24 protein-coding genes are annotated in these 26,464 nt (G+C 70.3%); 6 read left to right on the plus strand and 18 right to left on the minus strand.

What is annotated here, in order from left to right; genetic code table 11:
• Window positions 1-117 precede the first annotated feature (117 nt).
• Window positions 118-801 carry a DedA family protein gene (locus tag MTS1_RS04485; protein ID WP_023951814.1) on the plus strand — a complete coding sequence of 228 codons (684 nt, stop codon included), beginning with the start codon at window positions 118-120 and terminating at the stop codon, window positions 799-801.
• Here the strand turns inward: MTS1_RS04485 and MTS1_RS04490 are convergent.
• A complete protein-coding gene (locus MTS1_RS04490; RefSeq protein WP_023951815.1) occupies window positions 713-1,357 on the minus strand; it encodes a CE1759 family FMN reductase in 645 nt (214 codons plus the stop codon). The genes MTS1_RS04485 and MTS1_RS04490 overlap by 89 nt on opposite strands.
• On the minus strand, window positions 1,354-2,550 hold the full coding sequence (locus MTS1_RS04495) for an LLM class flavin-dependent oxidoreductase (protein ID WP_036305013.1): 1,197 nt from the start codon (window positions 2,548-2,550) through the stop codon (window positions 1,354-1,356). The genes MTS1_RS04490 and MTS1_RS04495 overlap by 4 nt, the downstream gene beginning before the upstream one ends.
• Window positions 2,551-2,697: 147 nt before the next feature.
• Here MTS1_RS04495 and MTS1_RS04500 point away from each other — a divergent pair, with 147 nt between their 5' ends.
• Window positions 2,698-3,861, plus strand: coding sequence for an acyltransferase family protein (locus tag MTS1_RS04500; RefSeq protein ID WP_023951817.1), 1,164 nt, complete (start codon window positions 2,698-2,700; stop codon window positions 3,859-3,861).
• Window positions 3,862-3,870: 9 nt separating this feature from the next.
• Window positions 3,871-4,884, plus strand: coding sequence for an isopenicillin N synthase family oxygenase (locus MTS1_RS04505; protein WP_023951818.1), 1,014 nt, complete (start codon window positions 3,871-3,873; stop codon window positions 4,882-4,884).
• 185 nt (window positions 4,885-5,069) lie between these two features.
• On the opposite strand, the gene rpsO is transcribed toward MTS1_RS04505, so the two are convergent.
• Window positions 5,070-5,339 carry a 30S ribosomal protein S15 gene (gene rpsO / locus MTS1_RS04510; protein ID WP_023951820.1) on the minus strand — a complete coding sequence of 90 codons (270 nt, stop codon included), beginning with the start codon at window positions 5,337-5,339 and terminating at the stop codon, window positions 5,070-5,072.
• A 118-nt stretch (window positions 5,340-5,457) separates the two neighbouring features.
• On the opposite strand from rpsO, the gene MTS1_RS04515 reads away from it, so the two are divergent.
• Window positions 5,458-6,762: an MFS transporter gene (locus MTS1_RS04515; protein ID WP_023951822.1), complete on the plus strand. Its 1,305-nt coding sequence runs from the start codon at window positions 5,458-5,460 to the stop codon at window positions 6,760-6,762.
• Window positions 6,763-6,837: 75 nt separating this feature from the next.
• Here MTS1_RS04515 and MTS1_RS04520 read toward each other — a convergent pair whose 3' ends face one another.
• The 3 genes from MTS1_RS04520 to MTS1_RS04530 all read right to left on the minus strand — a co-directional run bounded on the left by MTS1_RS04520 (window position 6,838) and on the right by MTS1_RS04530 (window position 9,278).
• Window positions 6,838-7,392 (minus strand): YceI family protein, encoded by a 555-nt coding sequence (locus tag MTS1_RS04520; protein ID WP_023951824.1) that lies wholly within the window; start codon window positions 7,390-7,392, stop codon window positions 6,838-6,840.
• 162 nt (window positions 7,393-7,554) lie between these two features.
• The gene (locus MTS1_RS04525) at window positions 7,555-7,923 is read right to left on the minus strand and encodes an FKBP-type peptidyl-prolyl cis-trans isomerase (protein ID WP_023951826.1); all 369 of its coding nucleotides are present in this window, start codon (window positions 7,921-7,923) and stop codon (window positions 7,555-7,557) included.
• 185 nt (window positions 7,924-8,108) lie between these two features.
• Entirely contained in the window at window positions 8,109-9,278 is a 1,170-nt protein-coding gene (locus tag MTS1_RS04530; protein ID WP_023951828.1) for a PrsW family intramembrane metalloprotease, read from the minus strand.
• 86 nt (window positions 9,279-9,364) lie between these two features.
• On the opposite strand from MTS1_RS04530, the gene MTS1_RS04535 reads away from it, so the two are divergent.
• A complete protein-coding gene (locus MTS1_RS04535) occupies window positions 9,365-10,234 on the plus strand; it encodes a fumarylacetoacetate hydrolase family protein (protein ID WP_023951829.1) in 870 nt (289 codons plus the stop codon).
• Here the strand turns inward: MTS1_RS04535 and MTS1_RS04540 are convergent.
• From MTS1_RS04540 to MTS1_RS04585, 10 genes are all read right to left on the minus strand, one after another.
• Window positions 10,224-11,378, minus strand: coding sequence for a LacI family DNA-binding transcriptional regulator (locus tag MTS1_RS04540; protein WP_023951832.1), 1,155 nt, complete (start codon window positions 11,376-11,378; stop codon window positions 10,224-10,226). The genes MTS1_RS04535 and MTS1_RS04540 overlap by 11 nt on opposite strands.
• Window positions 11,379-11,415: 37 nt before the next feature.
• Window positions 11,416-13,260, minus strand: coding sequence for a glycoside hydrolase family 3 protein (locus tag MTS1_RS04545; protein WP_023951833.1), 1,845 nt, complete (start codon window positions 13,258-13,260; stop codon window positions 11,416-11,418).
• Between the two features lie 56 nt (window positions 13,261-13,316).
• Window positions 13,317-14,201: a carbohydrate ABC transporter permease gene (locus MTS1_RS04550; protein WP_023951834.1), complete on the minus strand. Its 885-nt coding sequence runs from the start codon at window positions 14,199-14,201 to the stop codon at window positions 13,317-13,319.
• A 4-nt stretch (window positions 14,202-14,205) separates the two neighbouring features.
• On the minus strand, window positions 14,206-15,156 hold the full coding sequence (locus MTS1_RS04555) for a carbohydrate ABC transporter permease (protein WP_036305017.1): 951 nt from the start codon (window positions 15,154-15,156) through the stop codon (window positions 14,206-14,208).
• 5 nt (window positions 15,157-15,161) lie between these two features.
• Entirely contained in the window at window positions 15,162-16,427 is a 1,266-nt protein-coding gene (locus MTS1_RS04560) for an extracellular solute-binding protein (RefSeq protein ID WP_023951836.1), read from the minus strand.
• 175 nt (window positions 16,428-16,602) lie between these two features.
• Entirely contained in the window at window positions 16,603-17,010 is a 408-nt protein-coding gene (locus MTS1_RS04565) for a DUF4190 domain-containing protein (RefSeq protein WP_023951837.1), read from the minus strand.
• Between the two features lie 76 nt (window positions 17,011-17,086).
• The gene (locus tag MTS1_RS04570; RefSeq protein WP_036305018.1) at window positions 17,087-18,547 is read right to left on the minus strand and encodes an aspartate ammonia-lyase; all 1,461 of its coding nucleotides are present in this window, start codon (window positions 18,545-18,547) and stop codon (window positions 17,087-17,089) included.
• Window positions 18,548-18,601: 54 nt separating this feature from the next.
• On the minus strand, window positions 18,602-19,549 hold the full coding sequence (locus MTS1_RS04575) for a phosphodiesterase (RefSeq protein WP_052007584.1): 948 nt from the start codon (window positions 19,547-19,549) through the stop codon (window positions 18,602-18,604).
• 23 nt (window positions 19,550-19,572) lie between these two features.
• Window positions 19,573-19,908 (minus strand): hypothetical protein, encoded by a 336-nt coding sequence (locus MTS1_RS04580; RefSeq protein WP_023951841.1) that lies wholly within the window; start codon window positions 19,906-19,908, stop codon window positions 19,573-19,575.
• Window positions 19,905-21,149, minus strand: a complete 1,245-nt coding sequence (locus MTS1_RS04585) for an inorganic phosphate transporter (RefSeq protein ID WP_023951843.1) — start codon at window positions 21,147-21,149, stop codon at window positions 19,905-19,907. Before MTS1_RS04585 ends, MTS1_RS04580 begins: the two co-directional genes overlap by 4 nt.
• 199 nt (window positions 21,150-21,348) lie before the next feature.
• On the opposite strand from MTS1_RS04585, the gene MTS1_RS04590 reads away from it, so the two are divergent.
• A complete protein-coding gene (locus tag MTS1_RS04590; protein ID WP_023951845.1) occupies window positions 21,349-23,508 on the plus strand; it encodes a S9 family peptidase in 2,160 nt (719 codons plus the stop codon).
• Between the two features lie 19 nt (window positions 23,509-23,527).
• Here the strand turns inward: MTS1_RS04590 and recR are convergent, their stop codons facing one another.
• Window positions 23,528-24,121 (minus strand): recombination mediator RecR, encoded by a 594-nt coding sequence (gene recR / locus MTS1_RS04595; RefSeq protein ID WP_023951846.1) that lies wholly within the window; start codon window positions 24,119-24,121, stop codon window positions 23,528-23,530.
• A gap of 3 nt (window positions 24,122-24,124) precedes the next feature.
• Window positions 24,125-26,431, minus strand: coding sequence for a DNA polymerase III subunit gamma and tau (locus MTS1_RS04600; protein ID WP_023951848.1), 2,307 nt, complete (start codon window positions 26,429-26,431; stop codon window positions 24,125-24,127).
• Window positions 26,432-26,464: the final 33 nt, after the last annotated feature.

Here is a 26,464-nt window from a genome sequence, read left to right on the forward strand (position 1 = left end):
GCGCGGATGCGGCAGGTATCGCGCACTGTTCACGCGTTCCTCGGCGGCCGGTCACCTCGCGGATGCCTGACCGTCGCCGTTCCCGCACCGTTCATCCCCGGCTGATAGAGATGCCACGTGCTGGCCGACCTGCTGAACGCGATCTCCGGCGGGCCGTGGCTCCTCGTCGCGGTCTTCGTGCTCGTCCTGCTCGACTCGGTGCTGGTCGTCGTTCCCGGGGAGATCGCGGTGACGGCGGCGGGAGCACTCGCGGCGTCGACCGGCGATCCCCCCGTGGCGGCCGTCGTCGGTGTCGCCGCGGCGGCGGCGTTCTGCGGGGATGCGCTCTGCTACGCCGTGGGGCGTCGGATCGGCCTCCGCCGCTGGCGGTGGATGCGGCATCCGCGCGTGCAGCGCGCGTTCGCGTGGGCGGGGGCTCGGCTGCAGCGGGGAACGGCGACGGTCGTCTTCACCGCCCGCTTCATCCCCTTCGCGCGCCTCGCGGTCAACCTCACCGCGGGCGCGACGCGCGTGTCTGCCGCGCGCTTCCTCACCGTCGCCGCGGTCGCGGCCACGACCTGGGCCGCCTATCAGAGCATCATCGGAGCGGCGATCGGCGCGCTTCTTCCCGATGCTCCGCTTCTCGCGGTCGTCCTGTCGGTCGTCGCGGCGCTCGCGCTGGGCGTCGTGATCGATCTGATCACGGCCGCCGTCGCGCGGCGCCGCGAGCGAGTCACTCCCCCGCGAGACCGCCCAGCAGATGACCGAACGACTTGCCCTCGCCCAGGTACGAGGCCGGGTCGAACGGATCCGCGTCGGTGACGGGCGTGCGTGCCACGACGGCCGCCGCCAGCTCACGCGCCCCGCGCTCGACCCTGGCGCTCAGCGGAGCGACCTCGTCGGCCTTGCTCCCCCAGTCGCTCGATGCCGCGAACACGCCGGTCGAGACCGGGGCCGCGTGCAGGTAGGCGAACAGCGGGCGGATGGCGTAGTCGATCGCCAGCGAGTGCCGTGCCGTACCCGCGTTGGCCCCGATGAGCACCGGCTTCCCGGTGAGCGAGTCGGGATCGAGTACGTCGATGAACGACTTGAACAGTCCCGAGTAGCTCGTCGAGAAGATCGGCGTCACGGCGATGAGCGCGTCGGCCGAGACGACCGAGTTGATCGCCGACTCGAGCGCGGGCGGCGCGAAGCCGGTCAGGAGGTTGTTGGTGATGTCGTGCGCGAGATCGCGCAGCTCGATGACGTCGGCGGTCGCGGTGATGTCGGATGCCGCGAGCTCCGCGATCGTGGCGGTCGCCAGCCGATCGGCCAGCATCCGCGTCGACGACGGGTTCGACAGCCCCGCCGACACGACGGCGATCCGGCGCGCGCTCATCGTGCCGCCGCCACGCCGAAGGCCGAACCTGCGGGCGCCGGGGCGTCCTGGTAGGGCGAAGGGCCGCTGAGGTTGTCGCCGCGGTTGGCGCGGGGCCGCGCCTCGCGAGCGGGGCCGTCACCGTACACCTCACGGACGCGCGCAGCGTGCGTCGGGGCGTCGGGCACCGCGGCGCCGCGGCCCTGCGCGAGCTCCTTGCGCAGCACGGGCACGACCTCGCCGCCCAGGATGTCGAGCTGCTCGAGGACCGTCTTCAGCGGCAGCCCCGCGTGGTCGATGAGGAACAGCTGACGCTGGTAGTCGCCGAACGTCTCGCGCATGGCGGCGTATCGGTCGATGACCTGCTGCGGCGATCCCACCGTCAGCGGGGTCATCTCGCTGAAGTCCTCGAGCGAGGGGCCGTGGCCGTAGACGGGCGCGTTGTCGAAGTACGGACGGAACTGCCGGACGGCATCCTGCGAGTTGGCGCTCATGAAAACCTGGCCGCCGAGACCGACGATCGCCTGCTCGGGCGTGCCGTGGCCGTAGTGAGCGAAGCGCTGACGGTACAGGTCGATCAGGCGCTGGTAGTGCTCCTTGGGCCAGAAGATGTTGTTCGCGAAGAAGCCGTCGCCGTAGTAGGCGGCCTGCTCGGCGATCTCGGGGGTGCGGATCGAGCCGTGCCAGACGAACGGCGCGACGCCGTCGAGCGGGCGGGGCGTCGAGGTGAAGCCCTGCAGCGGCGTGCGGAACTTGCCCTCCCAGTCGACGACGTCCTCCCGCCACAGCTTGTGCAGCAGGGCGTAGTTCTCGATCGCGAGCGGCAGACCCTGACGGATGTCCTTGCCGAACCACGGGTACACCGGGCCGGTGTTGCCACGGCCCATGATGAGGTCGACGCGGCCGCCGGACAGGTGCTGCAGCATCGCGTAGTCCTCGGCGATCTTCACCGGGTCGTTCGTCGTGATGAGCGTCGTGGCGGTGGAGAGGATGAGGCGCTCGGTCTGCGCCGCGATGTAGGCGAGCGTCGTGGTGGGCGAGGACGACCAGAACGGCGGGTTGTGGTGCTCTCCGATCGCGTAGACGTCGAGCCCGACCTCCTCGGCGTGCTTGGCGATGGTCACGGCTGCGCGGATCTTCTCCGCCTCGCTCGGGGTGTGGCCGGTCGTCGGGTCTGCCGTGATGTCGCTTACGGAGAAGATGCCGAACTGCATCCCCGACCAGCCGGTGTGTTCGCTCGTGTGCGTGTTCACGTCGGTCCGCCTTCCCGGATGCCGCGGCATCCGTTTCATGCAAATGAATATAAACCATGCAACGCCGTCGCGCTCGGACTATTCCCGCGGGATAGTGTTTCATCCACGATGACGCATCCCGCCACCGGCACGACCGGAACGCGCCCGAAGCGGCGCGTGCCCTTCTGGGACAACGCCCGCTTCGCCTGCATCGTGCTGGTGGTGCTGGGACACGCCGTCCAGCGCCTGACGTACGACTCCGACATCGCGATGGCGATGTACCTCGTGATCTACGCGTTCCACATGCCCGCGTTCGCGATCATCTCGGGCTACTTCTCGAAGTCCGATCCGCCGTCGCGGCGACAGATGGCCCGCGTCATCACCGACATCATCGTGCCGTACGCGATCTTCGAGGGCCTGTGGACGCTCACGAAGTTCCTCGTCGAAGGACACGCGAACCCCAACCCGACGCAGCCCTCGTGGACGCTGTGGTTCCTGCTGGCACTGGGCATCTTCCGCCTCGTGCTGCCCTACCTCGCGCTCCTGCGGTGGCCGCTGCTGTGGGCCGTCGCGATCTCGATCGTCTCGGGCTACCTCCCCAACATCGACTCGACCCTGTCGCTGTCGCGCACCCTCGGCTTCCTGCCCTTCTTCGTCCTGGGCTGGTGGCTGCGCGACCGCGACGTGGTCGACAGGTTCGACCTGCTGCGACGCAATGCCGCGACCGTGACGGCGGCCATCGCGACGCTCGGGCTCGCCGGCTGGGCGGCGTGGGCCTTCATCGGCACGTGGCGCGACATCAACCTCGGCAAGTGGATGTTCTACGACGCGAGCTACTCCGACGCGGGCAGCTCCGAGTGGTGGGCGGGAGCGGTGCGGATCGCCCTCGTCCTCGTGGCGCTGGCCCTCACGGCATCCTTCTTCGCCCTCATCCCCCGCGGCTCGCACCGCTGGACCCGCCTCGGGCAGTACACGATGTACGTCTACCTGCTGCACTCGTTCGTGCTGTACCCGTTCCGGGAATCGGGCGTGCTGCGCGATGCCGAGCCGACGTGGGTATGGCTGCCGCTCGTCGTCGTCGCGTCGGTTCTCATCGCGCTCGGACTCGCCACAGCGCCGGTGCGACGCGTGTTCCGACGGCTCGTCGAGCCGCGCCCCGCATGGCTGTTCCGCGACCCGGAGCTCGCCGGACGCGAGGGCCGGCGCAACGATCCGACGGGCTCGCGTCGTCCGCGAGAGCCCGGCGCGGTCATCCCGCGCAACAATCGAGCGGATGCCGCAGACGGCTCGTAACCTCGCTGCATGAGCGAGCTCTCCCTCCCCGTTCTCGACTTCTCGCAGCTCGACGGCGACGCCGACCACATCGCCCGCTTCCGCGACGAGCTGCGCGCCGCGACGCACGACGTCGGCTTCTTCTACCTCACCGGCACCGGCATCCCCGAGGGGCTCGAGGACCGCCTGCACCGCGTCGCGCGGGAGTTCTTCGCCCTGCCCGAGGACGACAAGCTCGCGATCGAGAACGTCAACAGCCCGCACTTCCGCGGCTACACGCGCGTGGGCGGCGAGCTCACCCAGGGCCGGGTCGACTGGCGCGAGCAGATCGACATCGGCCCCGAGCGGCCCGCGGTGACCGATCCCGAGGCCCCCGACTACGCGCGCCTCATCGGGCCGAACCTCTGGCCCGCGGCGCAGCCCGAGCTGCGTGAGGTCGCCGATGCGTGGGTCGCCCACCTCTCGGAGGTCGCGCGGCGCCTGCTCCGCGCCTGGGCCGAAGCGCTCGGCGCGCCCTCGACGTACTTCGACGACCACTTCGGCGAACCCCAGACGCTGCTGAAGATCGTCCGCTACCCCGGCAAGGACGACCCGACACCGCAGCAGGGCGTCGGGGCGCACAAGGACTCGGGCGCCCTGACGCTGCTGTGGGTCGAGCCCGGCAAGGGCGGGCTGCAGGTGCAGCGCGACGGCGAATGGGTCGACGCTCCACCGGTGCCGGGAGCCTTCGTCGTCAACATCGGCGAACTGCTCGAGTACGCGACCGACGGCTATCTCATCGCGACGAACCACCGCGTCGTGTCGCCGCGGTACCCCGACGACCGCATCTCGGTGCCGTTCTTCTTCAACCCCGCCCTCGACGCCCGATTCCCGCTCATCGAGCTGCCCGCAGAGCTCGCCGCCGAGGCGAAGGGCGTCACGAAGGACCCGAGCAACCCCATTCACGGGGTCCACGGCGAGAACGCACTGAAGTCGCGCCTGCGGGCCCACCCCGACGTCGCCGAGCGCTGGCACGCCGACCTGCTCGCCGCGGCCCGCCGCTGAGCACACCCCGCCGAACACCCGCCGCTGAGCACGCACCGTCTCCGCGACGACGTACCAGATGGCGTACGTTCTCGCGGTGAAGGTACGTTCTCGCGACGCCGGCTCGGGAAAAGCCGAAGGCCGCCCCACACCTGGGACGGCCTTCGCAAGAATGTTTTGCGCGATTGTGCGCGGAGTCGCTCTCCTTAGCGGCGGAGACCGAGGCGCTCGATCAGCGTACGGTAACGCTGGATGTCGAGCTCCTGGAGGTAGCCGAGCAGTCGACGGCGCTGACCGACGAGCAGGAAGAGCCCACGGCGCGAGTGGTGGTCGTGCTTGTGGGTCTTGAGGTGCTCGGTGAGGTCCTTGATGCGCTGCGACATGAGCGCGACCTGCACCTCGGGGGATCCGGTGTCACCGGGGTGCGTCGCGTACTCTTCGATGATCGCCTTCTTGACGTCTGCTTCGAGTGCCATAGATGGGATCCCCTTCCTTCTCATTGCGCGGCGCCCGTCACCCGATGTGCGAGCTCTCTTTATCCGCGGCCGATCGAACGGCAACCGCTCTACTGTACCAGTCATCTAGGCTCGTCTGATGCGCCTGCGTCGGGATCACCTCATCGATCTGCGGCCGTTGACCACCTCCCCCGCCTTCGCGCGCATGTGGGTCGGCTCGACCCTCGCGGGTCTCGGGGGGCAACTGACGATCGTCGCGATCATGCTCCACATGTACGACCTGACGGCGTCGACGTTCGCCGTCGCGATGATCGCTGTCGCCGGGCTCGTGCCGATGATCATCGCCGGCCTCTACGGGGGCATGCTCGCCGACGCGTTCGACCGGCGGCGGGTCGCCCTCATCGCGGCATCCGTGACGTTCGCCTCGACGGCCGTCCTGATGGTCCTGACCTGGAGCGGTGGCGAGACGGTCGCGTGGCTGTACGCCATCGCGGTCGTGAACTCCGCGGCCAATTCGGTCGTCATGGCGGCACGGCAGGCGATCGTGCCGCGGCTGATCCCCCGCGAGCTGCTGCCCGCAGCCTCGGCGCTCGGGGGCATCACGATGGGCATCATGGTCTCGGTCGGGCCGGCCGCGGCCGGGCTGCTCGTGGCCTTCACCGGCTACGGCTGGACCTACACGATCGACCTCGTGCTGATGAGCGCCCTCTTCCTCGGCCTCTGGTCGTTGCCCAGCATTCGCCCGGAGGGCGCCGTCGTGCGCCCGGGGCTGCGCTCGCTCGCCGACGGCTGGCGATTCATCAAGCGGGCGAAGAACATCCGGCTGCAGTTCATCCTCGACATCATCGCGATGACCTTCGGGCAGCCCACCGCGCTCTTCCCGGCCATCGGGGCCGTCCTCCTCGGTGGCGGCGCGATCACCACGGGCCTGCTGACGGCCGCCATCGCCGTCGGAGCGTTCTTCTCGAGCCTGTTCTCGGGACCGATCGCGCGCTACCCGATGCACGGGCGCGGAATCGAGCGGGCGATCATCGCCTACGGCATCACGATCGCCCTGTTCGGCGGCGTCCTGCTCGCGGGCTCGCTGGGCGTGCTCTCCCCCGGAAACGTGGGCGAGGACTCCGCGAACGTCGCGCTCATCGCCCTCGCGGCGATCGCCCTGGCCGGGTCGGGCGCTGCCGACAACGTCAGCTCGATCTACCGGAACACGATGGTGCAGGCCGCCGTCCCCGACGCGATCCGGGGCCGCCTGCAGGGCCTGTTCATCGTCGTCGTGGCGGGCGGTCCGCGTCTGGGCGCGCTGTACGCCGGCACCCTCGCGACGGTCACGGCGCTGTGGTTCCCGCCGCTGCTCGGCGGGTTCATCATCGTCGGGCTGGTGGCGCTGCTCGTGCGCCTGGCCCCCGCGTTCCGCTCCTACGATGCGGCACACCCGACGCCCTGAGCCGGCCGAACCGGGGCCGATGACACGACGAGGGGCGTATGCCGCGGCATCCGCCCCTCGTGGGTATCCGGGCGATCAGGCCTGGATGGAGCCCTGCAGGTCGAGCTCGATCGTGACGTCCTTGCCGACGAGCACGCCGCCGGTCTCGAGCGCGGCGTTCCAAGTGAGGCCGAACTCCTCGCGGTTGATGACGGTCTTCGCCGTCGCGCCGGCCTTGTAGTTGCCCCACGGGTCGGTGCCGAAGCCACCGAACTCGACCTCGAAGGTCACCGGCTTGGTGACGTCCTTGATGGTGAGGTCGCCGTCGACGAGGAAGTCGCCGCCCTGCTGACGCACACCGGTCGAGACGAACGTGATGTTCGGGTACTTCTCGACGTCGAAGAAGTCGGCGCTGCGGAGGTGGTTGTCACGCCCCTCGTCCTTGGTGTTGATCGAGGCGACGTCGACCTTGGCGTCGAGCGTCAGCTCGAGCGGGTTCTCGGGGGCGACGATGGTCGCCTCGGCGACGGCGAAGGTGCCGCGCACCTTCGAGATCATCATGTGGCGGACGCTGAAGCCCACCTCGCTGTGGGAGGCGTCGAGCACCCAGGTGCCAGCCTTGTAACCGGGGATGTCGGTGGTCGTGGTCATGATCGTCCTTCGTCGTAGGTGTCCGGGAGGGGTCCGGCGTACAGGGGCGGCAACGCGACCCTCGCACAGCCTATTCCCGCGAATGTAAATTTTCGGTGGCCGAACGGCGACGGGCGGATGCCGCGTCGCGCAGCATCCGCCCGTCGAGAGGTATTCGCCCGCTCAGCCGACCGCGAGCAGGTCGATGATGAAGATCAGGGTCTTGCCGCCGAGGAAGTGGCCGCCGGCGGGGCCGTACGCCAGGTGCGGCGGGATCACGAGCTCGCGGCGTCCGCCGACCTTCATGCCCGGGATGCCGTCCTGCCAGCCCTGGATGAGTCCGCGCAGCGGGAACTGGATGCTCTCACCGCGGTTCCACGACGAGTCGAACTCCTCGCCGGAGGTGTACTCGACGCCGACGTAGTGGACGGTGACGGTGTCGCCGGGCTTGGCCTCGGCGCCGTCGCCGACGATCAGGTCGCGAACGACGAGGTCATCGGGCGCGGGACCCTCGGGGGCGTCGATCTCGGGCTTGGTGCGGTCGTCAGTCATGATGTCCATCCAACCCGAGGGCGCGGGCCGGTGCAACGCGGGGCCCGTCCGAGCGCGCCTCTTGACGCGGCGCGGCGGCGGGAGGATCATGAGGGCAGGCCAACTCAGCGCCCGGGAGACATGCAGGCATCGCCGCAGCACCGGGCGCTGAGTCTTTCACCGGGCGGCGCCGTCCCGGTCCCGCGTCACGGGCGCAACAGCGTCTGGCGCAGGCGCGTGGCCCGGGCGAGATGCTCGCGCTCGTCGGCGAGGGCCCGATCGTCACGGCCGGTCAGCGCCCGCTGCCGCGCCGCAGCCAGACGCGTGGCCTCGGCGATGAAGGCGCGCATCGTCTCGCTGCGGTCACCGGGGAGGGTCCGCGCCCAGGCCAGCGCGCGCCGCCGGCCTCCCCCGGTGGCGAGGAGGTCGACCTCGACGGGGGTGAACCATCCCGCTGCCGCGTAGTCGTGGAGGCGCTCCCGCGTGAGCCGCGCCTCCTCGCGTCGCAGCAGCAGGACACCGAGCACGAATCCGATGAACAGGGGCACCTGCAGCGTGACGTAGAGAGCGAAGAAGTCGGCGAACGCGGCCGAACCGTTCCAGAGCGCGTGCAGCAGGATCGCGACGGCGAGACCGGTCGCCCACGGCCCGAAGACGGCGCTGCCGCGCGCGCCGCGGCGCACCGCGAGTCCGACCGCGAACCCCGTGGCGGCGGTGAACATGACGTGCGCGAAGGGCGAGAGGATGCCGCGCAGCACGAAGGTCACCGACACCTGCGCGATACCGCCGGTGATCAGGCTGTCGGCGAAGTAGAGGATGTTCTCGGTGAAGGCGAAGCCGGCACCGATCATCGCGCCGTAGACCACGCCGTCGACGGGGCCGTCGAAGTACCGGCGGCCGATGCGGAGCATGAGGAGGACGCCGAGCCCCTTCGCGATCTCCTCCACGATCGGCGCCTGCACGACACTCCCCATCGCCTGCGCGAGCGGGTCGCGCGCGGGACCGGCCACGATCGTCACCAGCAGGTCGACGCCCAGCGCGATGACCACCGAGGCGACGGCTCCCCACCCGAGGGCGAGCCACAGCAGCCGCGGCGGCTCGGGCTCCCAACGATCGACGATGCGGACGGCCCAGAGCACGCCGAGCAGCGGAAGCAGGGCCAGCACCGCACCCACGATCGCCGCGAACCACCCCAGAAAGGAGACCAGGTAGGCGACGAGTCCGAGCAGCAGCAGCACGAGGACGGCGCCCACCCAGAGGGCGGCCCATCCCCCGGGGCGTGCCCGCACCGGCACGACGGGCGGCGACGTCGGTGCGGCCGGGATGGGACCGGGATGACCGGGCTGCGGCTGCGACAGGGGCGACGGGAACGACACGCCCCCACCCTAGGGCGCGAGCGGGCTCCGCCCGATGATGAGCAGCCCGCGCCGCGACCGAGTCGCGAGCCGGGTAGCCTGACAGTATGCGCTTTGCCCACGTGATGACCGCGGGGGCCGACGATCCCCGCCTCGTGCTCGTCGACGACGACCGGGCCACCTTCGTCGGCGACCTGTTCGCCGGCGCACCCGAGCGTCTGCAGCAGCTCATCGAGCTCGGTGACGACGGGCTCGCCCGCGTCGCCGATGCCTCGACGGGCGACGACGTCGCGTGGCACGGCATCGACGGTTCGGCGTTCGCGTCGGCCGTCCTGGCCCCGCCGATCGTCCTCGCCGTCGGCCTGAACTACGCGGCGCACTCGAGCGAGCTGGGCCTGAAGGCCGACACCGCACCCACCGTCTTCACCCTGTGGCCGAACTCGCTCACCGCTCACGAGGCCATCACGTCGTGGCCGCGGAGCCTCAGCGAGTCCGTCGACTACGAGGCCGAGCTCGGCGTCATCATCGGAACGGCGGCGAAGGATGTCACCGCCGACGCCGCCCTCGACCACGTCTGGGGCTACACCGTGGTCAACGACATCACCGCGCGCGACATCCAGTTCTCCGAGGCGCAGTGGTCGCGCTGCAAGTCGTTCGACGGGTTCACCCCGACGGGGCCGTACGTGGTGACCGCCGATGAGATCGCCGACCCGCAGGACCTGCACATCTGGGCGGTCGTCGACGGACAGACGGTGCAGGACGCCTCGACGGGGCAGATGATTCGATCGGTGGCCACGCTCGTCGCGCACCTCTCGACCGCGGCGACGCTGCTGCCCGGCACGCTCATCTCGACCGGCAGCCCGGGCGGAGCAGGCTACTCGCGCGACCCGCAGATCTTCCTGCGCGACCGCTCCGTCGTGACCGTCGGGATCGACGGGATCGGCGAGCTGCGGACGCACTGCCGCATCACGGACTGACCGCGCACCCGCAGCTCCCGCCGACCCGGAGTCCCACCTCGACGCGCACGCTTCGGCGCGCTGACCCGTCGCCCGGATCGTTCAGCAGCAGGTGGGCGGCGATGCGCCCCATGAGTTCCATCGGCTGACGCACGGTGGTGAGCGGGGGCGACGACATCCCCGCCGCCTGGATGCCGTCGAAGCCCGCGAGCCGGACGTCGTGCGGCACCTGCACGCCGCGGGCGTGCAGCACATCGAGCGCAGCGAGCGCGATCTGATCGGTCGCGCACAGGACCGCGTCGGGCAGCGTGCCCGCGTGCGCCCGTGAGCTGAGCCCCGGGAAAACCGGCGCGCGCTCGAGCTCGACGGTGTCGATGATCTCCGCGCTCGCGCCGGGATGGGCCGCGACGGCCTCGAAGAAGGCAGCGCGGCGCTCGTCGGTGTCGAAGCCCGCGGGCGCGTCGATCCACCCGAAGGTGGAGACGCCGTGGACCTCGACGAAATGCTCGACGAGCATCCGCTCCCCACCCGCGTTGTCGGCGAGGACGTGGTGCGCGTCGCCGAGCGGCGAGCTGAGCACGGCGACCGGAAGCGTCGACGACACCGAGCCGAGGGATGCCGTCACCGTCGGCCCCGGGAGGATCGCGAGGCCGTCGACCTGGCCCGCCGTGTCGGCGATCTCGGATGCTCCCAGGCCCCCGGTGCTGAGCAGCACCGCGGTGCCGGCCCGTTTGCACTCGAGCACGAAGCCGCGCTGGATCTCGTCGACGTAGAGCGGGAAGGTGCGCGGAGCACTCCGGCGGACGTCCTCGTCGGCGTCCCAGGCGATCAGGTCGACGTCGAGGTCGAGCTCGGCGAGATCGGTGAGCCCGGGTGGCGGCGTCGGCCCGGCGGACGGCGCGCCCGCGGACAGCCCCGTCTCGACGGGCGGCGCCGATTCGACCAGCAGGTCGAACAGGTGCAGCCCGAGCACACCGGTGCGGCCGCGTGCGAGGTTCCGGGCCGATCCGCTCGGGACGTATCCGAGCTCGCGCGCGACACGCAGCACCGTGTCACGCGTCTCGGTGCGCACCTTGTCGGGGCGCCGGAACGCGAAGGAGACCGTCGCGATCGACACCCCGGCCCGTTCCGCGACGTCGTACACCGTGGGCCGTCCGACCACCATGACTACCTCGATTCCCCGGGGAGTCTACCGACGCGCCTCACGCCGGCACGATCGACAGCCCGGTCCCCCGCGGGAAGATCGGCTCGTCCGTGTCGCCCGGGACGTCGGTCCGGGAGCGGCGCACGGCCTCCATCGATCGCGGGATCTCGACCGGCAGCGTTCCCCGCGGCGGCACGGCGCCGGTGAGAGCGGCGAGCACCGCGGCGTCCGAGCTGCCGTAGTCGGCGACGATCGCCGAGGCGATGGGGACGAAGGGGGTGAGCACGGCGGGCCTGTCGAGACCGACGACCAGCACCAGCGGGGCGTGGGCGGCGACACGGCCCAACCGCGACACGAGCCCGGGCCCGAAGTCGAGAGAGCCCTGGTGGAACCACTTCTCGAGGAACAGGTCGTCGCGGGGCTCGAAGGGCGCTCCGACACGGACGATCGCGACGTCGGCATCCTCGGGCCGCTCGACGCGGTCGCCGTACGCGGCGAGTGCGCTGTCGCCGACGTTCTCGGCGTAGATCCTCGGCCGGGGCTCCGAGCGGATGGGCAGCACGTCGTCGCGATTCTGCAGGACGGTCAGCGACTCCGCCTGCGCACGGGTCCCGAGCTCGCGGAAATCGGCGTTGCCGACGATGCGCTCGGCCGCGTCCTCGTCGACGTACGGGTCGTCGAAGAGGCCCAGCCGGAACTTCACGAGCAGGATGCGGCGGGCGGACACGTCGATGCGCTCGAGGGGCACGGTGCCGGACTCGACGAGGTCGACCAGCAGCTCCGTGCACTCCTCGCCGCCGAACTGGTCGACACCGGCATCCAGCAGCCGCAGCATCCGCTCGGTGGGGTCGAGGTCCTCGACGCCCCACGCCCGCGCCGGCAGCACCTGATCGCCGACGTGATTGTCGTTGACGAGCTCCCAGTCCGTGACGACGACGCCGTCGTAGCCGAGCTCGTCGCGCAGGAGGTCCGTCACGATCTGACGGTTGTAGGCGAACCCCACCTCGGCGATCGGCACCCCGTTCCGCTCGAGTCCGACAGGCATGCCGTAGTACGGCATCATGCCGGCCGTGCCGCGCCGGATCGCCTCGCGGAAGGGCTCGAGGTGGTAGTCGAACATGCCGCCCGGGTACACCTGCTCGCGGCCGTACGGGAAGTGCGCGTCCTCGCCGTCGAGCTGAGGCCCGCCGCCCGGGAAGTGCTTCGTCGTGCAGGCGACGCTCTCGGTACCGAGCTCGTCGCCCTGGAAGCCCCGGAGGTAGGCGGCGGTGATCTGCGAGACCCGTTCGGCATCGAAGCCGAAGGTCTGCGCCTGCCGCCCCCATCGCGCCTCCGTGGGCAGGTCGATCTGCGGATGCAGCGCGGCTCGGATGCCGACCGCGCAGTACTCGCGTCGGGCGACGTCGGCGAACTGCTCGATGACCTCGAGGTCGTCGAGAGCGGCGAGACCCAGCGGCTCGGGCCACTGCGAGAACGGTCCCGCCGAGAAGGCGACCCCGGTGTTCTCGACGAAGGCGTGCCGCGGATCCGTGCTGATCGTGACCGGGATGCCGTGCGGCGTGCGCTCGGCGAGACGCTGGAGGTTGTTGTTCCAGCGCGCGCCCTCGCGGGCGGTCCGGATGGCGTGCACGTTGAAATGCGTCATGTTCTTGCCGACCACGACATCGGTCGTGGGCGACTTCGAGATGGCCCCCGGCGTCTCGAGGAGCTCGCCGTCGGGGCCGATCTCGATGACGGTCTGGAACATGAGGCCGATCTTCTCGGCCGGCGACATCCGGCCGAGAAGATCGTCGGTGCGTTCCTCGGGGGTCAGGCGCGGGTCCTCGTACGGGTCGAGGATGCCGTTGCCGTTGAGGTCGCGGAAGCGGGTTCCGTCGGGGGCGGTGTGGAATTCGGGTCGCATGAGGGACTTTCGATCGTGGGGGGACGGATGCGGCGACGCGGAGGTCCGCGCGAGGGTCACTTCAGGCCGGTGGTGGCAACGCCCCGGATGAACCAGCGCTGCAGGAACACGAACAGCACGATGATGGGCGCGATGACGAGCACCGAGCCGGCCAGGAGCAGTCCGTAGTTGGTCGCGTTCTGCCCCGTGGAGTAGAGCGACAGCGCCACGGGGAGCGTGTACATCTCCTCGGTCTGGGCGGCCACCAGGGGCCACAGGAAGTTGTTCCATGAGGCGAGGAACGTCAGGATGCCGAGGGTCGCGAGCGGCGGCCCGCACAGCGGCATCACGATGCGCGAGAAGATGCGCCACTCCCCCGCCCCGTCGAGGCGCGCCGCCTCGAGCAGCGCGTCGGGAATGCCCATGATGAACTGCCGCATGAGGAACACGCCGATGGGGGCGGTGATGAAGGGCAGGATGAGCGCGGGATAGGTGTTGACGAGCCCGAGCGAGGAGACCATCACGAACAGGGGCACGAAGGTGACGACTCCCGGCACCATGAGCGTCACCATGACGAGGACGAAGAGCGCCTTCTTGCCGGGGAACTCCATCTTCGCCAGGGCATAGCCCACCATCGAGCAGAACACGATGTTGCCGAGGACGGTGACGACCGCGACGATGAGGCTGTTGGCGAAGAAGTGGCCGAAGTCCAAAGGCCCGAACCACTGCGCGAAGTTCTCGCCCGTCGGGTTCTCCGGGAACCACGTGGGCGGACGGCGCAGGATCTCGCCCTGCGTCTTGACCGATCCCAGCACCATCCACAGGAACGGGATGAGCCAGAGGGCGAGTCCGACCGTCAGGACGGTGTAGGTGATCGCGCGCGGGCCGAACCGACGGCGGCGGCGCCGGGGAGCGGGCGGTGGCGTGACGGTGTCCACCACGGGAGCGGGGATGGTTGTCATCGGGTCAGTCCTTCGAACGGAGCAGCCGGAACTGCAGCAGGCTCAGCAGCGCGATGGCCAGGAACAGGACGTAGCTGGCGGCTGACGCCAGGCCGTATTCGCCGAAGCCGAACTGCTGGAAGGTGTAGTACGCGACCGACAGGGTGGAGTCGAGCGGCCCGCCCTTGGTCATGACGAACGCCTCCTCGAAGAACTGCAGGTAGCCGACGGAGATGAGCACCGCGCCGAGGAGGATCGTCGGCCGCAGCAGCGGAAGGGTGACCGAGGTCAGACGCCGCCAGGCTGATGCGCCGTCCATCGTCGCGGCCTCGTTGACGTCCTGAGGCACGGCCTGCAGGCCCGCGAGGAAGATGACCATGAGCGTGCCGACGTTGCGCCACACCGCCATCATGATCAGCGACGGCAGAGCGAAAGCGGGATCGTTCAGCCAGTTGGGACCGTCGATGCCGACGAGGGCGAGGGCCGAGTTGAGAAGGCCGTCGGGCTGGAGGATGTACCGCCAGACGACCGCGACCGCCACGATGCTCGTGACCACCGGTGCGTAGAAGCCGACCCGGAAGAACGCGACGATGCGCCCGCCGCCGCTGTTGAGTGCCAGGGCGAGGGCCAGGGCCAGCACCATCGTGACCGGGATGCCCACCACGACGAAGATCGCGGTGACCCCGAGGGAGGTGAGGAAGCGCGGGTCGCCGAAGAGCGTCGCGAACTGGTCGAACCAGACGAAGTTCACCGCGAAGGGCGAAGTGATGTCACGCGCCGTGAAGTCGGTGAACGACATCGCGAACGAGCCGACGATCGGGAACAGCATGAAGACGGCGAAGACCGCGACGAAGGGCAGGCAGAACGCCCAGGCGATGAGGGCCTGGCGCTTGCGCTGCCTCGCGTGCAGCCCGCCGGGGCGGGAGGCCCCGCGGCCGGAGTCGACTCCGGCCGCGGGGAGGGTGGTGGTGGACATCGAGGTCACTCGAGTCCGATCGCGTCGGCGTCGGCCTGCAGCTTCTGCAGCACCGCGGGAACGTCGGCGCCGCCGCGGCGCAGCTGCTCGAGGGCCTGGTCGCCCTTCGCGGCGACCTGCACCCAGCTGGTCGTCACGGGCGGAGCCTTGGCGGTCTGGAGCTGTTCGCCGAAGGTCGTCAGGCTCGCGTCGTCTGCCAGCGCAGGAGCGTCCCACGCCGCCTGGAGAGCGGGCAGGTCACCCGTCGTCTCGTAGAAGGCCGCCTGGGTCTCCGGCTCGCTGAGCCAACGGACGAGCTTCCACGCCGATTCGGCGTTCTTGCTCTGGTTGAACACGACGAGGTTGGCGCCGCCGCTGAACGAGACCGACCCGGTGTCGGCGGGCAGGACCGCTGTGGCGTACTTCGAGGCGAAGTCGGGGCCGCCCAGCAGCTCGAGCTGACCACGCAGGAACGGGCCCTCGACGACCATCGGGGTGGTCCCGGCCACGAACTCGGCCTCCGTGGCTCCGGCCGAGATGTCGGCGTTCGCGTCGGCGAGGCCCGTGTCGAAGAAGCTCTTGTAGTACTCCAGCCCCGTGGTCATCTCGGGGGTGTCGAGCGTCCAGGCGTCACCGTCGGTGAGCTCGGCACCGGCAGACCACGGCATCCACATCGCGCCCTGGAACGAGTCGTTGCCGCCCGGCATCCGGATGCCGTACTCGGCGCCGGCCTTGTCCTTCATGTCGGCGGCGAGCTGCTGCAGTTCGTCCCACGTGGTGGGAGCCTGCGTCCAGCCCGCCTGCTGCGCGAGATCGGTCCGGTAGTAGAGCACCCGCGTGTCGACGTACCAGGGCACGCCGGCGGCGCGGTCGTCGAACTCCGTCGTGCTGAGGGCACCCGGGAAGAAGCCGTCGGTCGCGATCTCGGCCGGGACGGTGGCGAACGCGTCGCCGAAGTCGGCCATCCACGTCGAGCCGACCATGGCGACATCGGGGGTGTTCCCGCCGGCGATCGCCGTCTGGAACTTGTTGTGCGCCGCGTCCCACGGAATGGCGGTGACGTCGATCTTCACGTCCGGGTTCGCTTCCTGGAACTTCTCGACGAACGCGGGCAGCGCTTCGCCCTCGGCACCCATCGCCCACACGCTGATCGTGCCCGTCGCCGGGCTGTCGTCGATCGTGGTGACCTCAGCAGGTCCGGCAGCCGACTCGTCCGCCCGGCCGCAGCCGGTCAGGATGAGCGACACCGCGGCCAGGGTGGCGATGCCACCTGCCACTGTCTTGAACTTCACGTCTTCCTCCTTGAATCGCGGGACCGCCGCGGCGATCAAAGCGCTTAACCTCTGCGCCGTCGTCGAGTTTAAGCGCTTTGAGCATCAAGACGCAATCGCGCCCGGGAGTCCTGAGCCGGGCATGAGGAAGCCCCCGCGGATCGGATCCGCGGGGGCTTTCGGTGTTGGCGTCGGCTCAGTACCGCGCGGACGAGCAGGGCTGGGTCTGACCCCAGACCGTCACGGTGTCGGCCCCTTCCACGACGCAGGTCTGGTAGATCTCGTTCGCCATGTTGCCGAAGACGGTGAACAGCACGATCGCCACGACGACGCCGATGACCATGAGCACGGAGCTGATGATGATCGCGGCGAGCGCGAACCCGTTCTTGTGCCCCGCCTTCTTGCTCTGGACGAGCGCGACGATGCCGAGGACGAGGGCGACGAGCTGCGCGAAGAACGACAGGACGAAGGCGACGATACCGAGGGTCTTGCCCGGGATCGGTGCGTTGGGGTTGCCGTACGAGGCGTCGGAGGATGACGTCGGGTACGCCGGTGGCTGGTAGGCCGGAGGCTGCGGCGCGGACGGGTTGTTCGGGTCGGTCATGGGATCCCCCGGTCGGTCGGTAAGAGGTGGACTTCTCGACGTTAGCGAGAGCCGACCCCCCGGCACAAAGGGGTGGTCAGCCCGACACGCTCTCCTCAGCGTCGGCGAGGACGATCGGGATGGCCGCCGTCACGGCCTGCAGCCCCGACAGCCGCGCGGGCGAGAGCTGCTTGTCGACCTCCTCGCGCGACATCAACCCCGCCTCGACGACGAGGTCGCCCACGTTGCGGTGGGTCAGCAGTGCCGTCTTGGCGAGGGCCGCCGCCGCCGCGTAGCCGATGAAGGGGGTGAGCGCCGTGACCACGCCGACCGACGAACCGACCATCGCGCCCAGCCGCTCGCGGTTGGCGGTGATGCCGTCGACGCAGTTGACGCGCAGTGTGCGCATGGCCCGCCGCATCCACGTGATCGACTGGAAGATCGAGTGGGCGATGATCGGTTCGAATGCGTTGAGCTGCAGCTGCCCACCCTCGACCGCCATCGTCACCGTCAGGTCGGCGCCGGCGACGGCGAACGCGACCTGGTTGACCACTTCCGGGATCACCGGGTTCACCTTGCCGGGCATGATGCTCGACCCCGCCTGGCGCGCCGGGAGATTGATCTCGCCCAGGCCCGCCTGGGGGCCGCTCGAGAGCAGGCGCAGGTCGTTGCTGATCTTCGAGAGCTTGATGGCGTTGCGCTTGAGCGACGAGGAGAACGACATGAACGCGCCGGTGTCGCTCGTCGATTCGACGAGGTCGACGGCGCTGGAGAGGTCGAGGCCGGTGATCTCGCGCAGGTGGCGGACGACCGCGGGACGGTATTCCGGATGCGTCGTGATGCCCGTGCCGATGGCGGTCGCACCCATGTTGATCTCGTAGAGGAGCGACGCGTTCTCGCCGAGGCGGGAGTGGTCCTCACCCAGGGTCGTCGCGAAGCCGTGGAACTCCTGTCCGAGCGTCATCGGAACGGCATCCTGGAGCTGCGTGCGCCCGACCTTGAGCACGTCGTGGAACTCGACGGCCTTCGCCAGGAACGATTCGCGCAGCAGCGCCAGCTCGTCGAGCAGTCCCTGCAGGTCGAGGGCGAGACCGACCTTGATCGCCGTCGGGTAGACGTCGTTGGTGGACTGGCTGCGGTTCGTATGGTCGATCGGCGAGAGGAAGCCGTAATCGCCCTTGGGGCGGCCCGCCAGCTCGAGGGCGATATTGGTGATGACCTCGTTGGCGTTCATGTTCGTCGAGGTGCCGGCACCGCCCTGGACGACGCCGACCACGAACTGGTCGTGGTACTCGCCGTCGATGACGAGCTGCGCGGCCCGGTCGATCAACTCGGCGCGCTCGGCGTCGAGCACGCCGATCTCCCGGTTCGCACGCGCCGAGGCCTGCTTGACCATCGCGAGGGCCCGGACCAGGTCGCGATAGACGGAGATCGGCCGCTGCGAGATCGGGAAGTTCTCGAGTGCGCGAGCGGTGTGCACGCCCCAGTAGGCGTCGGCGGGGATTTCGAGCGAACCGAGCGAATCTGTCTCGGTGCGGGTGGCGGGAGTGGACGACATCATGCACGGGTCCTTGTGGGTCTCACGGCGATGGGAGGGACGATCCCAGCCTAGTCAGCGCTTGCGGGAAAACGCCTCGAGACGCTCCTGCGGCGACAGCCGCGCCATCTCGGCGACCCACTCGGCGGAGAAGTAGTCGCCCGTCGGAGCGTCGACGACTGGCACGACGGTGTGGGTGATCACGTCGTCGTAGACGTGCACCAGCTGGAACGCCTGGCCGGCGTCCATTCCGTTGACCGCCTGCGGCGGGCGCTGGAGGTTCATCGTGTAGCAGGTGGCCGACGCGACCGAAACCGGAACGCCCGCGAATGTCCCGGAGGTGGAGTAGTGAAGGTGACCGGCAAGAATGCCGCGCACGTCGGTCCCCGCGATGGTCTCCGCCAGCGCCTCCTGATGACGCAGCTCGAGGATGTCGAAGAACGGCACGTGGCTCGGCAGCGGCGGATGGTGCATCGCGAGGATCGTGCCGTGGGGCGCCGGCTCGGACAGGATCCCGCGCAGCCAGTCGCGCTGATCCGCATCGATGTCACCGTGGTGCCAGCCCGGGACCGTGGAGTCGAGGGCGACGAGCCGCAGTCCCGACAGGTCCCACACCCCGGTCAGCGGTTCCCGGGACGACGGTCCGCCGAACAGGCCCATGCGCATCGCGTCGCGTTCGTCGTGATTGCCGGCCACCCACACGATCGGCGCCGCCAGCCGTTCCGCCACGGGTTCGACCGCGTCGCGGAGGCGGCGATACGCGTCCGGCTCGCCGAGGTCGGTGAGGTCACCGGTGAAGACCAGCGCGTCGGGTCGGACGCCGGTGCGCTCGACGGCCGCGAGGGTGGCGTCGAGGTTCGCCTCGACGTCGTAGCGCCCGCCGAGTGCAGCGCCACCCGCCAGCAGGTGCGTGTCGCTGATATGGACGAGGACGTGACCGGCGGGCTCATGACGACCGAAACGCACGGATGCCGCACGGTCGCGAGGCTGTGTGGAACCGTCCGACGGCGCTGCTGAAGTCATGGCCACAGCCTATGCCGGGGGTCCTACCGCCCCGCCACGATGAGGACGATGCCCCCGAGGACGGCGAGCCCGCAGAGTGCGAAGGCGCCGTAGGCGGCCACGAGCGCGACCCTCTTCTGGGCCGCCGTCAGCGGGTTCTTCTTCGCCGCCTTGGCCGCGGCCTTCGCGTGGCGGCGCGCCTGCTTCTCGCTGATGACCGCGATCGCGTCGGTGAACTCCGCGGGAGTCACGACCGGCACGCGGCCCGCACGAACCAGCATCCGCAAGCCGAACGCGTAGAAGCCGACGACGAGCACGGCGCCGGTGATGGCCGCCGCGAACACCTGGACGAAGGCGAACCAGTCGATCGAGACGTTCATCGCTCGCCCTCCGTCTGCTCCGAGCCCGACTTCCTCGCCGCGGCCGCCGCCTTCGCGCGCCGCTGCCGCCGCGTGGGCGGCGGATCGGCCGGCACCTCGACGGCGAGACCGGAATCGGCGACCTCGCTCATCGCGTTGCCCGCGTGCACCTCGTTGCGACGCGAGCGGAGGAACAGCGCGAGGACGATCGCGACGGCGGCGATCGCATCGGTGACGATGCCCACCGGCCCGAACCACACCACGAGCAGAGCGGCGACGGCGCCCACGGCCCCCGAGGCGGGAAGGGTCAGCAGCCAGCCGACTGCGATGCGGCCCACCGTGGCCCAGCGGACCGTCGAGCCGCGGCGTCCGAGTCCGGAGCCGATCACCGAGCCCGACGCGACCTGCGTCGTCGACAGCGCGAAGCCGAGGGCGCTCGAGGCGAGGATCGTCGACGCGGTCGACGCCTCGGCCGAGAACCCCTGGGCGGGCTTGACGTCGGTGAGCCCCTTGCCGAGGGTGCGGATGATGCGCCATCCCCCCATGTAGGTGCCGAGCGCGATCGTGACGGCGCACGCCACGATGACCCACAGCTGGGGCTCGGCGTGCTCGGCGCTCTGCCAGCCGGCCGCGATGAGGGCGAGGGTGATGACGCCCATGGTCTTCTGCGCGTCATTGGTGCCGTGCGCGAGCGCGACGAGAGAGGAGGTGAAGATCTGCCCCCAGCGGAAGCCGTCGCGACCATCGGGCTTGCCGTCGTGGCGACGGGTCACGGCGTAGGCGACCTTCGTCACGGTGAACGCGATGACACCGGCCGTCACGGGCGCGATCAGCGCGGGCAGGATGATCTTGCTCAGCACGACGCCGAAGTCGATCGCCATCGCCCCGACACCCACGAGGGTCGCGCCGATGAGGCCGCCGAAGAGGGCGTGGGACGAACTCGACGGGAGTCCCAGCAGCCACGTCAGCATGTTCCACGTGATCGCGCCGATCAGCCCCGCGAAGATCAGCGGCAGCAGCGCGGTGGCGGCGAGCTGATCCTCGTGGATGATCCCGTGCGAGACGGTCTTGGCGACCTCCGTCGACAGGAATGCTCCGACGAGATTGAGGCCGGCGGCCAGGAGGACGGCGACCTTGGGCTTGAGCGCCCCCGTCGCGATCGGCGTCGCCATCGCGTTGGCGGTGTCGTGGAAGCCGTTGGTGAAGTCGAAGAAGAGTGCCAGTCCGATGACCAGCAGAAGAATGAGTACAGCGGTTTCCACTGTGCGCTCTCTGTGCGTGCGGGCCCGCGAACACGGGTCCTCGAGTACGGATCGGGATGCCGCGGCAGCGGCGGGCGCGAACGAAGAGTTCACCGTCTGTTCAGGGTCCGGCAACCGGACCATCGAATCCTGCCACACCATCGCCGTCACCGTGAATCCGAGCGGCCGGATCGGGCGGTCACGGCGCTAGCGTGGAACGGTGACCGACACCCGCGACATCCTCAGCCCCTCTTCCTCCGACGCTCCCGCGGCCCCTGTCGCGGCCGTGCGCGAGCACCGCCGCACCCACCACGGCGACGAGTTCGTCGACCGGTACGAGTGGCTGCGCGAGAAGGACGACGCCGAGGTGATCGCGCACCTCGAGGCGGAGAACGCGTACACCGACGCCCGCACGGCGCACCTGAGCGGGCTGCGCGAGCGGATCTTCGAGGAGATCAAGGGCCGCACGCTCGAGACCGACCTCTCTGTTCCGAGCCGCCGCGGCGACTGGTGGTATTACAGCCGCACCGTCGAAGGCAGCCAGTACGGCATCCACTGCCGCGCTCCCCTCGCGTCGCCCGACGACTGGACGCCTCCGCAGCTCGAGCCCGGCGTCGATGTCGCCGGCGAGCAGGTGCTTCTCGACGGCAACGTCGAGGCCGAAGGCGCGGAGTTCTTCTCGCTCGGGAGCTTCGAGGTCTCCGCCGACGGTTCCCTGCTGCTCTACGGCGTCGACACCGAGGGCGACGAGCGATACACGCTGCGCCTTCGCGACATCGCCACCGGCGAGAACCTGCCCGACGAGATCACCGGGACCTTCGCGGGAGCCTCGCTGTCACCGGACGGCCGATTCGTCGTCTACTCCACGGTGGATGACGCGTGGCGACCGGACTCGGTCTGGCTGCACGAGATCGGCACCGACACGGCATCCGACGAGCGTCTGTTCCACGAGCCCGACGAGCGCTACTGGGTGGGTGCGGGCTTCACGCGCAGCGACCGCTACCTCGTGATCGAGGTCGGCTCGTCGATCACGAGCGAGGAGTTCCTCGTGCCGGCGGACGACCTGCGGGCCGAACCCCGGTCGGTGTGGCCGCGGCGCGAGGGCGTGGAGTACTCCGTCTCGCACGCGGTCGTGGCCGGCGAGGACGTGCTCTACGTTCTGCACAACGAGGACGCGCTCGACTTCGAGCTCGTCCGGGTCTCGGCCGCCGACCCGACGGGTGCGCGCGAGGTCGTGCTCCCCCACGAGCCGGGACGCCGCCTCGAAGGGCTCTCGACCTTCCGCGACTGGGCGCTGCTCGGCTACCGGCGCGACGGACTGCAGCGTCTGGGCATCTTCGACTACGGCTCGGGCTCGGTCACCGAGCTCGAGTTCGACGAGCCGCTCTACACCGTGGGCTCCGGCGGCAACCCCGAGTGGGCGCCGCCCGTGCTGCGTCTGGGCTACGGCTCGTTCGTCACCCCCGGCACCGTCTACGACTACGTCGTCGCCACCGGCGAGCTGCTGCTGCGCAAGCGCCAGCCGGTGCTGGGCGGATACGACCCCGCGGACTACGAGCAGCGACGGGTGTGGGCGACGGCCGACGACGGGACACTCATCCCGGTCTCGGTCGTGTGGAAGCGGTCGTTCGGCGACCCCGCCGAGAGCGAGGGCGAACAGCCGCGCGCGCTGCACCTGTACGGCTACGGATCGTACGAGCACTCGATCGACCCGGCGATGTCGGTGGCGCGCCTGTCGCTCCTCGACCGCGGCGTCGTGTTCGCCGTCGCCCACGTGCGAGGCGGCGGCGAGATGGGGCGCCAGTGGTACGAGGACGGCAAGCTGCTGCACAAGCGCAACACGTTCACCGACTTCGTCGCCGTCGCCCGCCACCTCGTCGAGACCGGCTACACCACACCCGATCGGATGACCGCCGAGGGCGGGTCGGCCGGCGGGCTCCTCATGGGCGCCGTCGCGAACCTCGCCCCCGAGCTGTTCTCGGGCGTCCTCGCCGCCGTGCCGTTCGTCGACGCGCTCACGACGATCCTCGACCCGTCGCTGCCCCTGACCGTCATCGAGTGGGACGAATGGGGCGACCCGCTGCACGACCCCGACGTGTATGCCTACATGAAGTCGTACTCGCCGTACGAGAACGTCCGCGAGGACGCCACCTACCCCCGCATCCTCGCGGTCACCTCACTCAATGACACTCGTGTGATGTACGTCGAGCCCGCGAAGTGGGTCGCCCGGCTGCGGGAGGTCGGGGCCGACGCGTTGCTGAAGTGCGAGATGGTGGCCGGCCACGGCGGGGTGAGCGGCCGGTACAACTCGTGGCGCGAGCGCGCGTTCGAGCTCGCGTGGCTGCTCGACGTCGTCGGCCTGGCCGACCAGCCGGCCTGACACCACCCGAGGGGCGCTGTCAGAGCTGGCGGCGCCCCTCGAACGCACGGCCGAGGGTGACCTCGTCGGCGTACTCGAGGTCGCCTCCGACGGGGAGGCCCGATGCCAGCCGCGTCACGCGGATCTCGAGAGCGGTCAGCAGGCGACTGAGGTAGGTCGCGGTGGCCTCTCCCTCGAGGTTCGGGTTGGTCGCGAGGATGACCTCCTGCACGGTGCCGTCGGCCAGACGCTGCATGAGCTGCGCGATGCGGAGGTCGTCGGGGCCGATGCCGCCGATGGGACTGATCGCGCCGCCGAGCACGTGGTACAGGCCTCGGAACTCGCGGGTGCGCTCGATCGCCGCGACGTCCTTGGCGTCTTCGACGACGCAGATGAACGTGCCGTCACGCCGCGGGTCTCGGCAGATCGCGCAGCGGTCGTGCTCGGACACGTTGCCGCAGACCTCGCAGAAGCGCACGCGCTCGCGCAGCTCGCCGAGCAGGTGCGAGAGCTTGGAGACGTCGAAGGTGGGAGTCTGCAGGATGTGGAACGCGATGCGCTGCGCCGACTTCGGTCCGATGCCGGGCAGGCGACCGAACTCGTCGATGAGGTCCTGGACGATGCCGTCGTACATGGCTTAGCCGAATCTCGTGGGTGAGGTGAAGGGTTCTTCGCGGACGAAGGTGGCCCCGAGCATCTGGCGGACGACCGCTTCGCCGTAGCGCTCGATACCGCCCCGCGCGGGCACGGCGTTCGAGCGGCCGTTCGACGGCGCGGAGGCGGCGACTGCGGACCCCGGCGATGTCTGTGCGGGGCCTGTCGTCGCCGGAGCGGGGGTCGTGGACCGTTCGACGGCGACCGGCGCCCGCGGGGGCAGCGGCGCATCGTCGTCGACGGGAGGCGGCGGGTAGTCGCGGTCCTCCTCGTCGATGGGTGGCAGGGGCTCGGGGTACGGGTCGACGTCACCGTCGTGGGGAGCCGTGAGCGTGCGCACGGGGGCGGCGACGGCATCCTCCGGCTCGTCGTCCACAGCGAACTGCGGTGCCGGGTCGCCCTGCGGGATCGGCGCGACGGCCCACTCGGTGACGGGGCCGGCGGAGGACGCGGAGCCGGAAGGTGACGCGGATGCGGCCGGACGGGCGCCCGCCGACGCCGAGGGAGCGCCCGCGGCGCGTTGACCGCCGGGGGCCGGCTGCGACGGCGGGCCAGCCGCGGGCTGCCGGTGATCCCCCGCGGGCTGCTGTCGCGGTGCGCCGCCCGACTGACCGCCCGGTTGCGGGGCCGGCGGGCCGCCCGGTGCCGGGCCGCCGCCGGGGTCGGAGTCGTGACGGGCGACGTACTTCACGCGGACGCCGAGGACGCCCAGGATCGCGCCCCGCAGGTCTTCGCTCGGTCCCTTGCCTGCGTTGAGCTTCTTGAACTGCAGGACGTCGGACTGGCTCTGGAACGACAGCGTCAGCACGCCCGTCTCGGAGAACGCGACAGGTGTGGCGACGGAGGCGATCATCCACGAGGTGCGGCTGATCGACTCGAGACGCTGCAGCACCTCGGGCCATGCGTCGCGCATCTGCGCGAGCGTGACGGTCGACGGATCGCGTGGTTCGGCGGAGCTCGCGGCCGCGGGACGCTGCGTATCGGGCGCGGGGGCTCCCGACGCGGCGGCCGGCGCGGTGGGGGCGGCGGACGGCGCGGACGCGGCGCGCTCGGGCTGCGCAGGGGCCGAAACCTGAGCCGGAGCGGGCGTGACGATGCGCGGCGGGGCTGCGGGCGCGGCCGCGGGAGACGAGGCGTGCGACGCGGGAGCGGCGGCGACCGGGGCCTGGTCGGCTGCCGGAACACTGTGCTGCGCGGCGGCGAGGACGCGCGCCACGAGCAGCTCGAGCTGAAGCCGCGGCGACGTCGCTCCCGACATCTCGTCGAGGGCGGTGACCACGAGGTCGGCCGTGCGCGAGAGGCGGTCGGTGCCGAAGAGCGAGGCCTGCCGCCCCATCCGCTCGAGCTCTTCCGCGGACACGCCGCGCAGCACGGCGGACGCGCCCTGGCCGGTGGCCGAGACGATGATGAGGTCGCGCAGCCGCTCGAGCAGGTCGTCGACGAACCGGCGAGGGTCCTGCCCCGTCTGGATCACCCGGTCGACCGCCGCGAAGGCCGCGGCGGCGTCGACGGCTCCGAACGCTCCGACGACCTCGTCGAGCAGCTCCGCGTGGGTGTAGCCGAGGAGGGCGACCGCGCGCTCGTAGGCGACCGCGCCGTCGTCGGAACCGGCGATCAGCTGGTCGAGCAACGAGAGCGTGTCGCGGGGCGACCCGCCCCCGGCTCGCACGACGAGCGGCAGCACGCCGGCCTCGACCTGCACGCCCTCCTGGGCGCACAGCTGCTCGACGTACTCGAGCATCGCGGCAGGCGCCACGAGCCGGAACGGGTAGTGGTGGGTGCGCGAGCGGATCGTGCCGATGACCTTCTCGGGCTCGGTCGTGGCGAAGATGAACTTCACGTGGGCCGGCGGTTCTTCGACGAGCTTGAGCAGGGCGTTGAAGCCCTGCGCCGTGACCATGTGCGCCTCATCGAGGATGAAGATCTTGAAGCGGTCGCGGGCCGGGGCGAAGACGGCGCGCTCACGAAGGTCGCGGGCGTCGTCGACACCGTTGTGGGAGGCCGCGTCGATCTCGACGACGTCGAGCGAGCCGCCCCCGCCTCGGCTCAGTTCGACGCAGCTGTCGCACGTGCCGCACGGCGTGTCGGTGGGGCCCTGAGCGCAGTTGAGGCAGCGGGCGAGGATGCGGGCCGAGGTCGTCTTGCCGCATCCGCGAGGACCCGAGAAGAGGTACGCGTGACCGACGCGGTCGGAGCGGAGCGCCGTCATCAGGGGTTCGGTCACCTGCGACTGGCCGATCATCTCGCCGAACGCTTCGGGACGGTAGCGGCGGTAGAGGGCGGTGGTCACCCAGACAGACTACGGCGTACCGCTGACACCGGC

This window comes from Microbacterium sp. TS-1 (assembly GCF_000509385.1).
GTDB lineage: Bacteria > Actinomycetota > Actinomycetes > Actinomycetales > Microbacteriaceae > Microbacterium > Microbacterium arborescens.

Bases quoted from the DNA above. Each gene is read 5' to 3' on its own strand.
- MTS1_RS04580 (WP_023951841.1), bottom strand. From the start codon at position 19,908: ATGAACGTCTCGATCGACTGGTTCGCCTTCGTCCAGGTGTTCGCGGCG.
- MTS1_RS04525 (WP_023951826.1), bottom strand. From the start codon at position 7,923: ATGACTGACGACCGCACCAAGCCCGAGATCGACGCCCCCGAGGGTCCC.
- MTS1_RS04500 (WP_023951817.1), top strand. From the start codon at position 2,698: ATGACGCATCCCGCCACCGGCACGACCGGAACGCGCCCGAAGCGGCGC.
- MTS1_RS04570 (WP_036305018.1), bottom strand. From the start codon at position 18,547: ATGTCGTCCACTCCCGCCACCCGCACCGAGACAGATTCGCTCGGTTCG.
- MTS1_RS04550 (WP_023951834.1), bottom strand. From the start codon at position 14,201: ATGACAACCATCCCCGCTCCCGTGGTGGACACCGTCACGCCACCGCCC.
- MTS1_RS04520 (WP_023951824.1), bottom strand. From the start codon at position 7,392: ATGACCACGACCACCGACATCCCCGGTTACAAGGCTGGCACCTGGGTG.
- MTS1_RS04575 (WP_052007584.1), bottom strand. From the start codon at position 19,549: ATGACTTCAGCAGCGCCGTCGGACGGTTCCACACAGCCTCGCGACCGT.
- MTS1_RS04515 (WP_023951822.1), top strand. From the start codon at position 5,458: ATGCGCCTGCGTCGGGATCACCTCATCGATCTGCGGCCGTTGACCACC.
- MTS1_RS04495 (WP_036305013.1), bottom strand. From the start codon at position 2,550: ATGCAGTTCGGCATCTTCTCCGTAAGCGACATCACGGCAGACCCGACG.
- MTS1_RS04535 (WP_023951829.1), top strand. From the start codon at position 9,365: ATGCGCTTTGCCCACGTGATGACCGCGGGGGCCGACGATCCCCGCCTC.
- MTS1_RS04505 (WP_023951818.1), top strand. From the start codon at position 3,871: ATGAGCGAGCTCTCCCTCCCCGTTCTCGACTTCTCGCAGCTCGACGGC.
- MTS1_RS04540 (WP_023951832.1), bottom strand. From the start codon at position 11,378: ATGGTGGTCGGACGGCCCACGGTGTACGACGTCGCGGAACGGGCCGGG.
- MTS1_RS04555 (WP_036305017.1), bottom strand. From the start codon at position 15,156: ATGTCCACCACCACCCTCCCCGCGGCCGGAGTCGACTCCGGCCGCGGG.
- MTS1_RS04545 (WP_023951833.1), bottom strand. From the start codon at position 13,260: ATGCGACCCGAATTCCACACCGCCCCCGACGGAACCCGCTTCCGCGAC.
- MTS1_RS04490 (WP_023951815.1), bottom strand. From the start codon at position 1,357: ATGAGCGCGCGCCGGATCGCCGTCGTGTCGGCGGGGCTGTCGAACCCG.
- recR (WP_023951846.1), bottom strand. From the start codon at position 24,121: ATGTACGACGGCATCGTCCAGGACCTCATCGACGAGTTCGGTCGCCTG.
- MTS1_RS04565 (WP_023951837.1), bottom strand. From the start codon at position 17,010: ATGACCGACCCGAACAACCCGTCCGCGCCGCAGCCTCCGGCCTACCAG.
- rpsO (WP_023951820.1), bottom strand. From the start codon at position 5,339: ATGGCACTCGAAGCAGACGTCAAGAAGGCGATCATCGAAGAGTACGCG.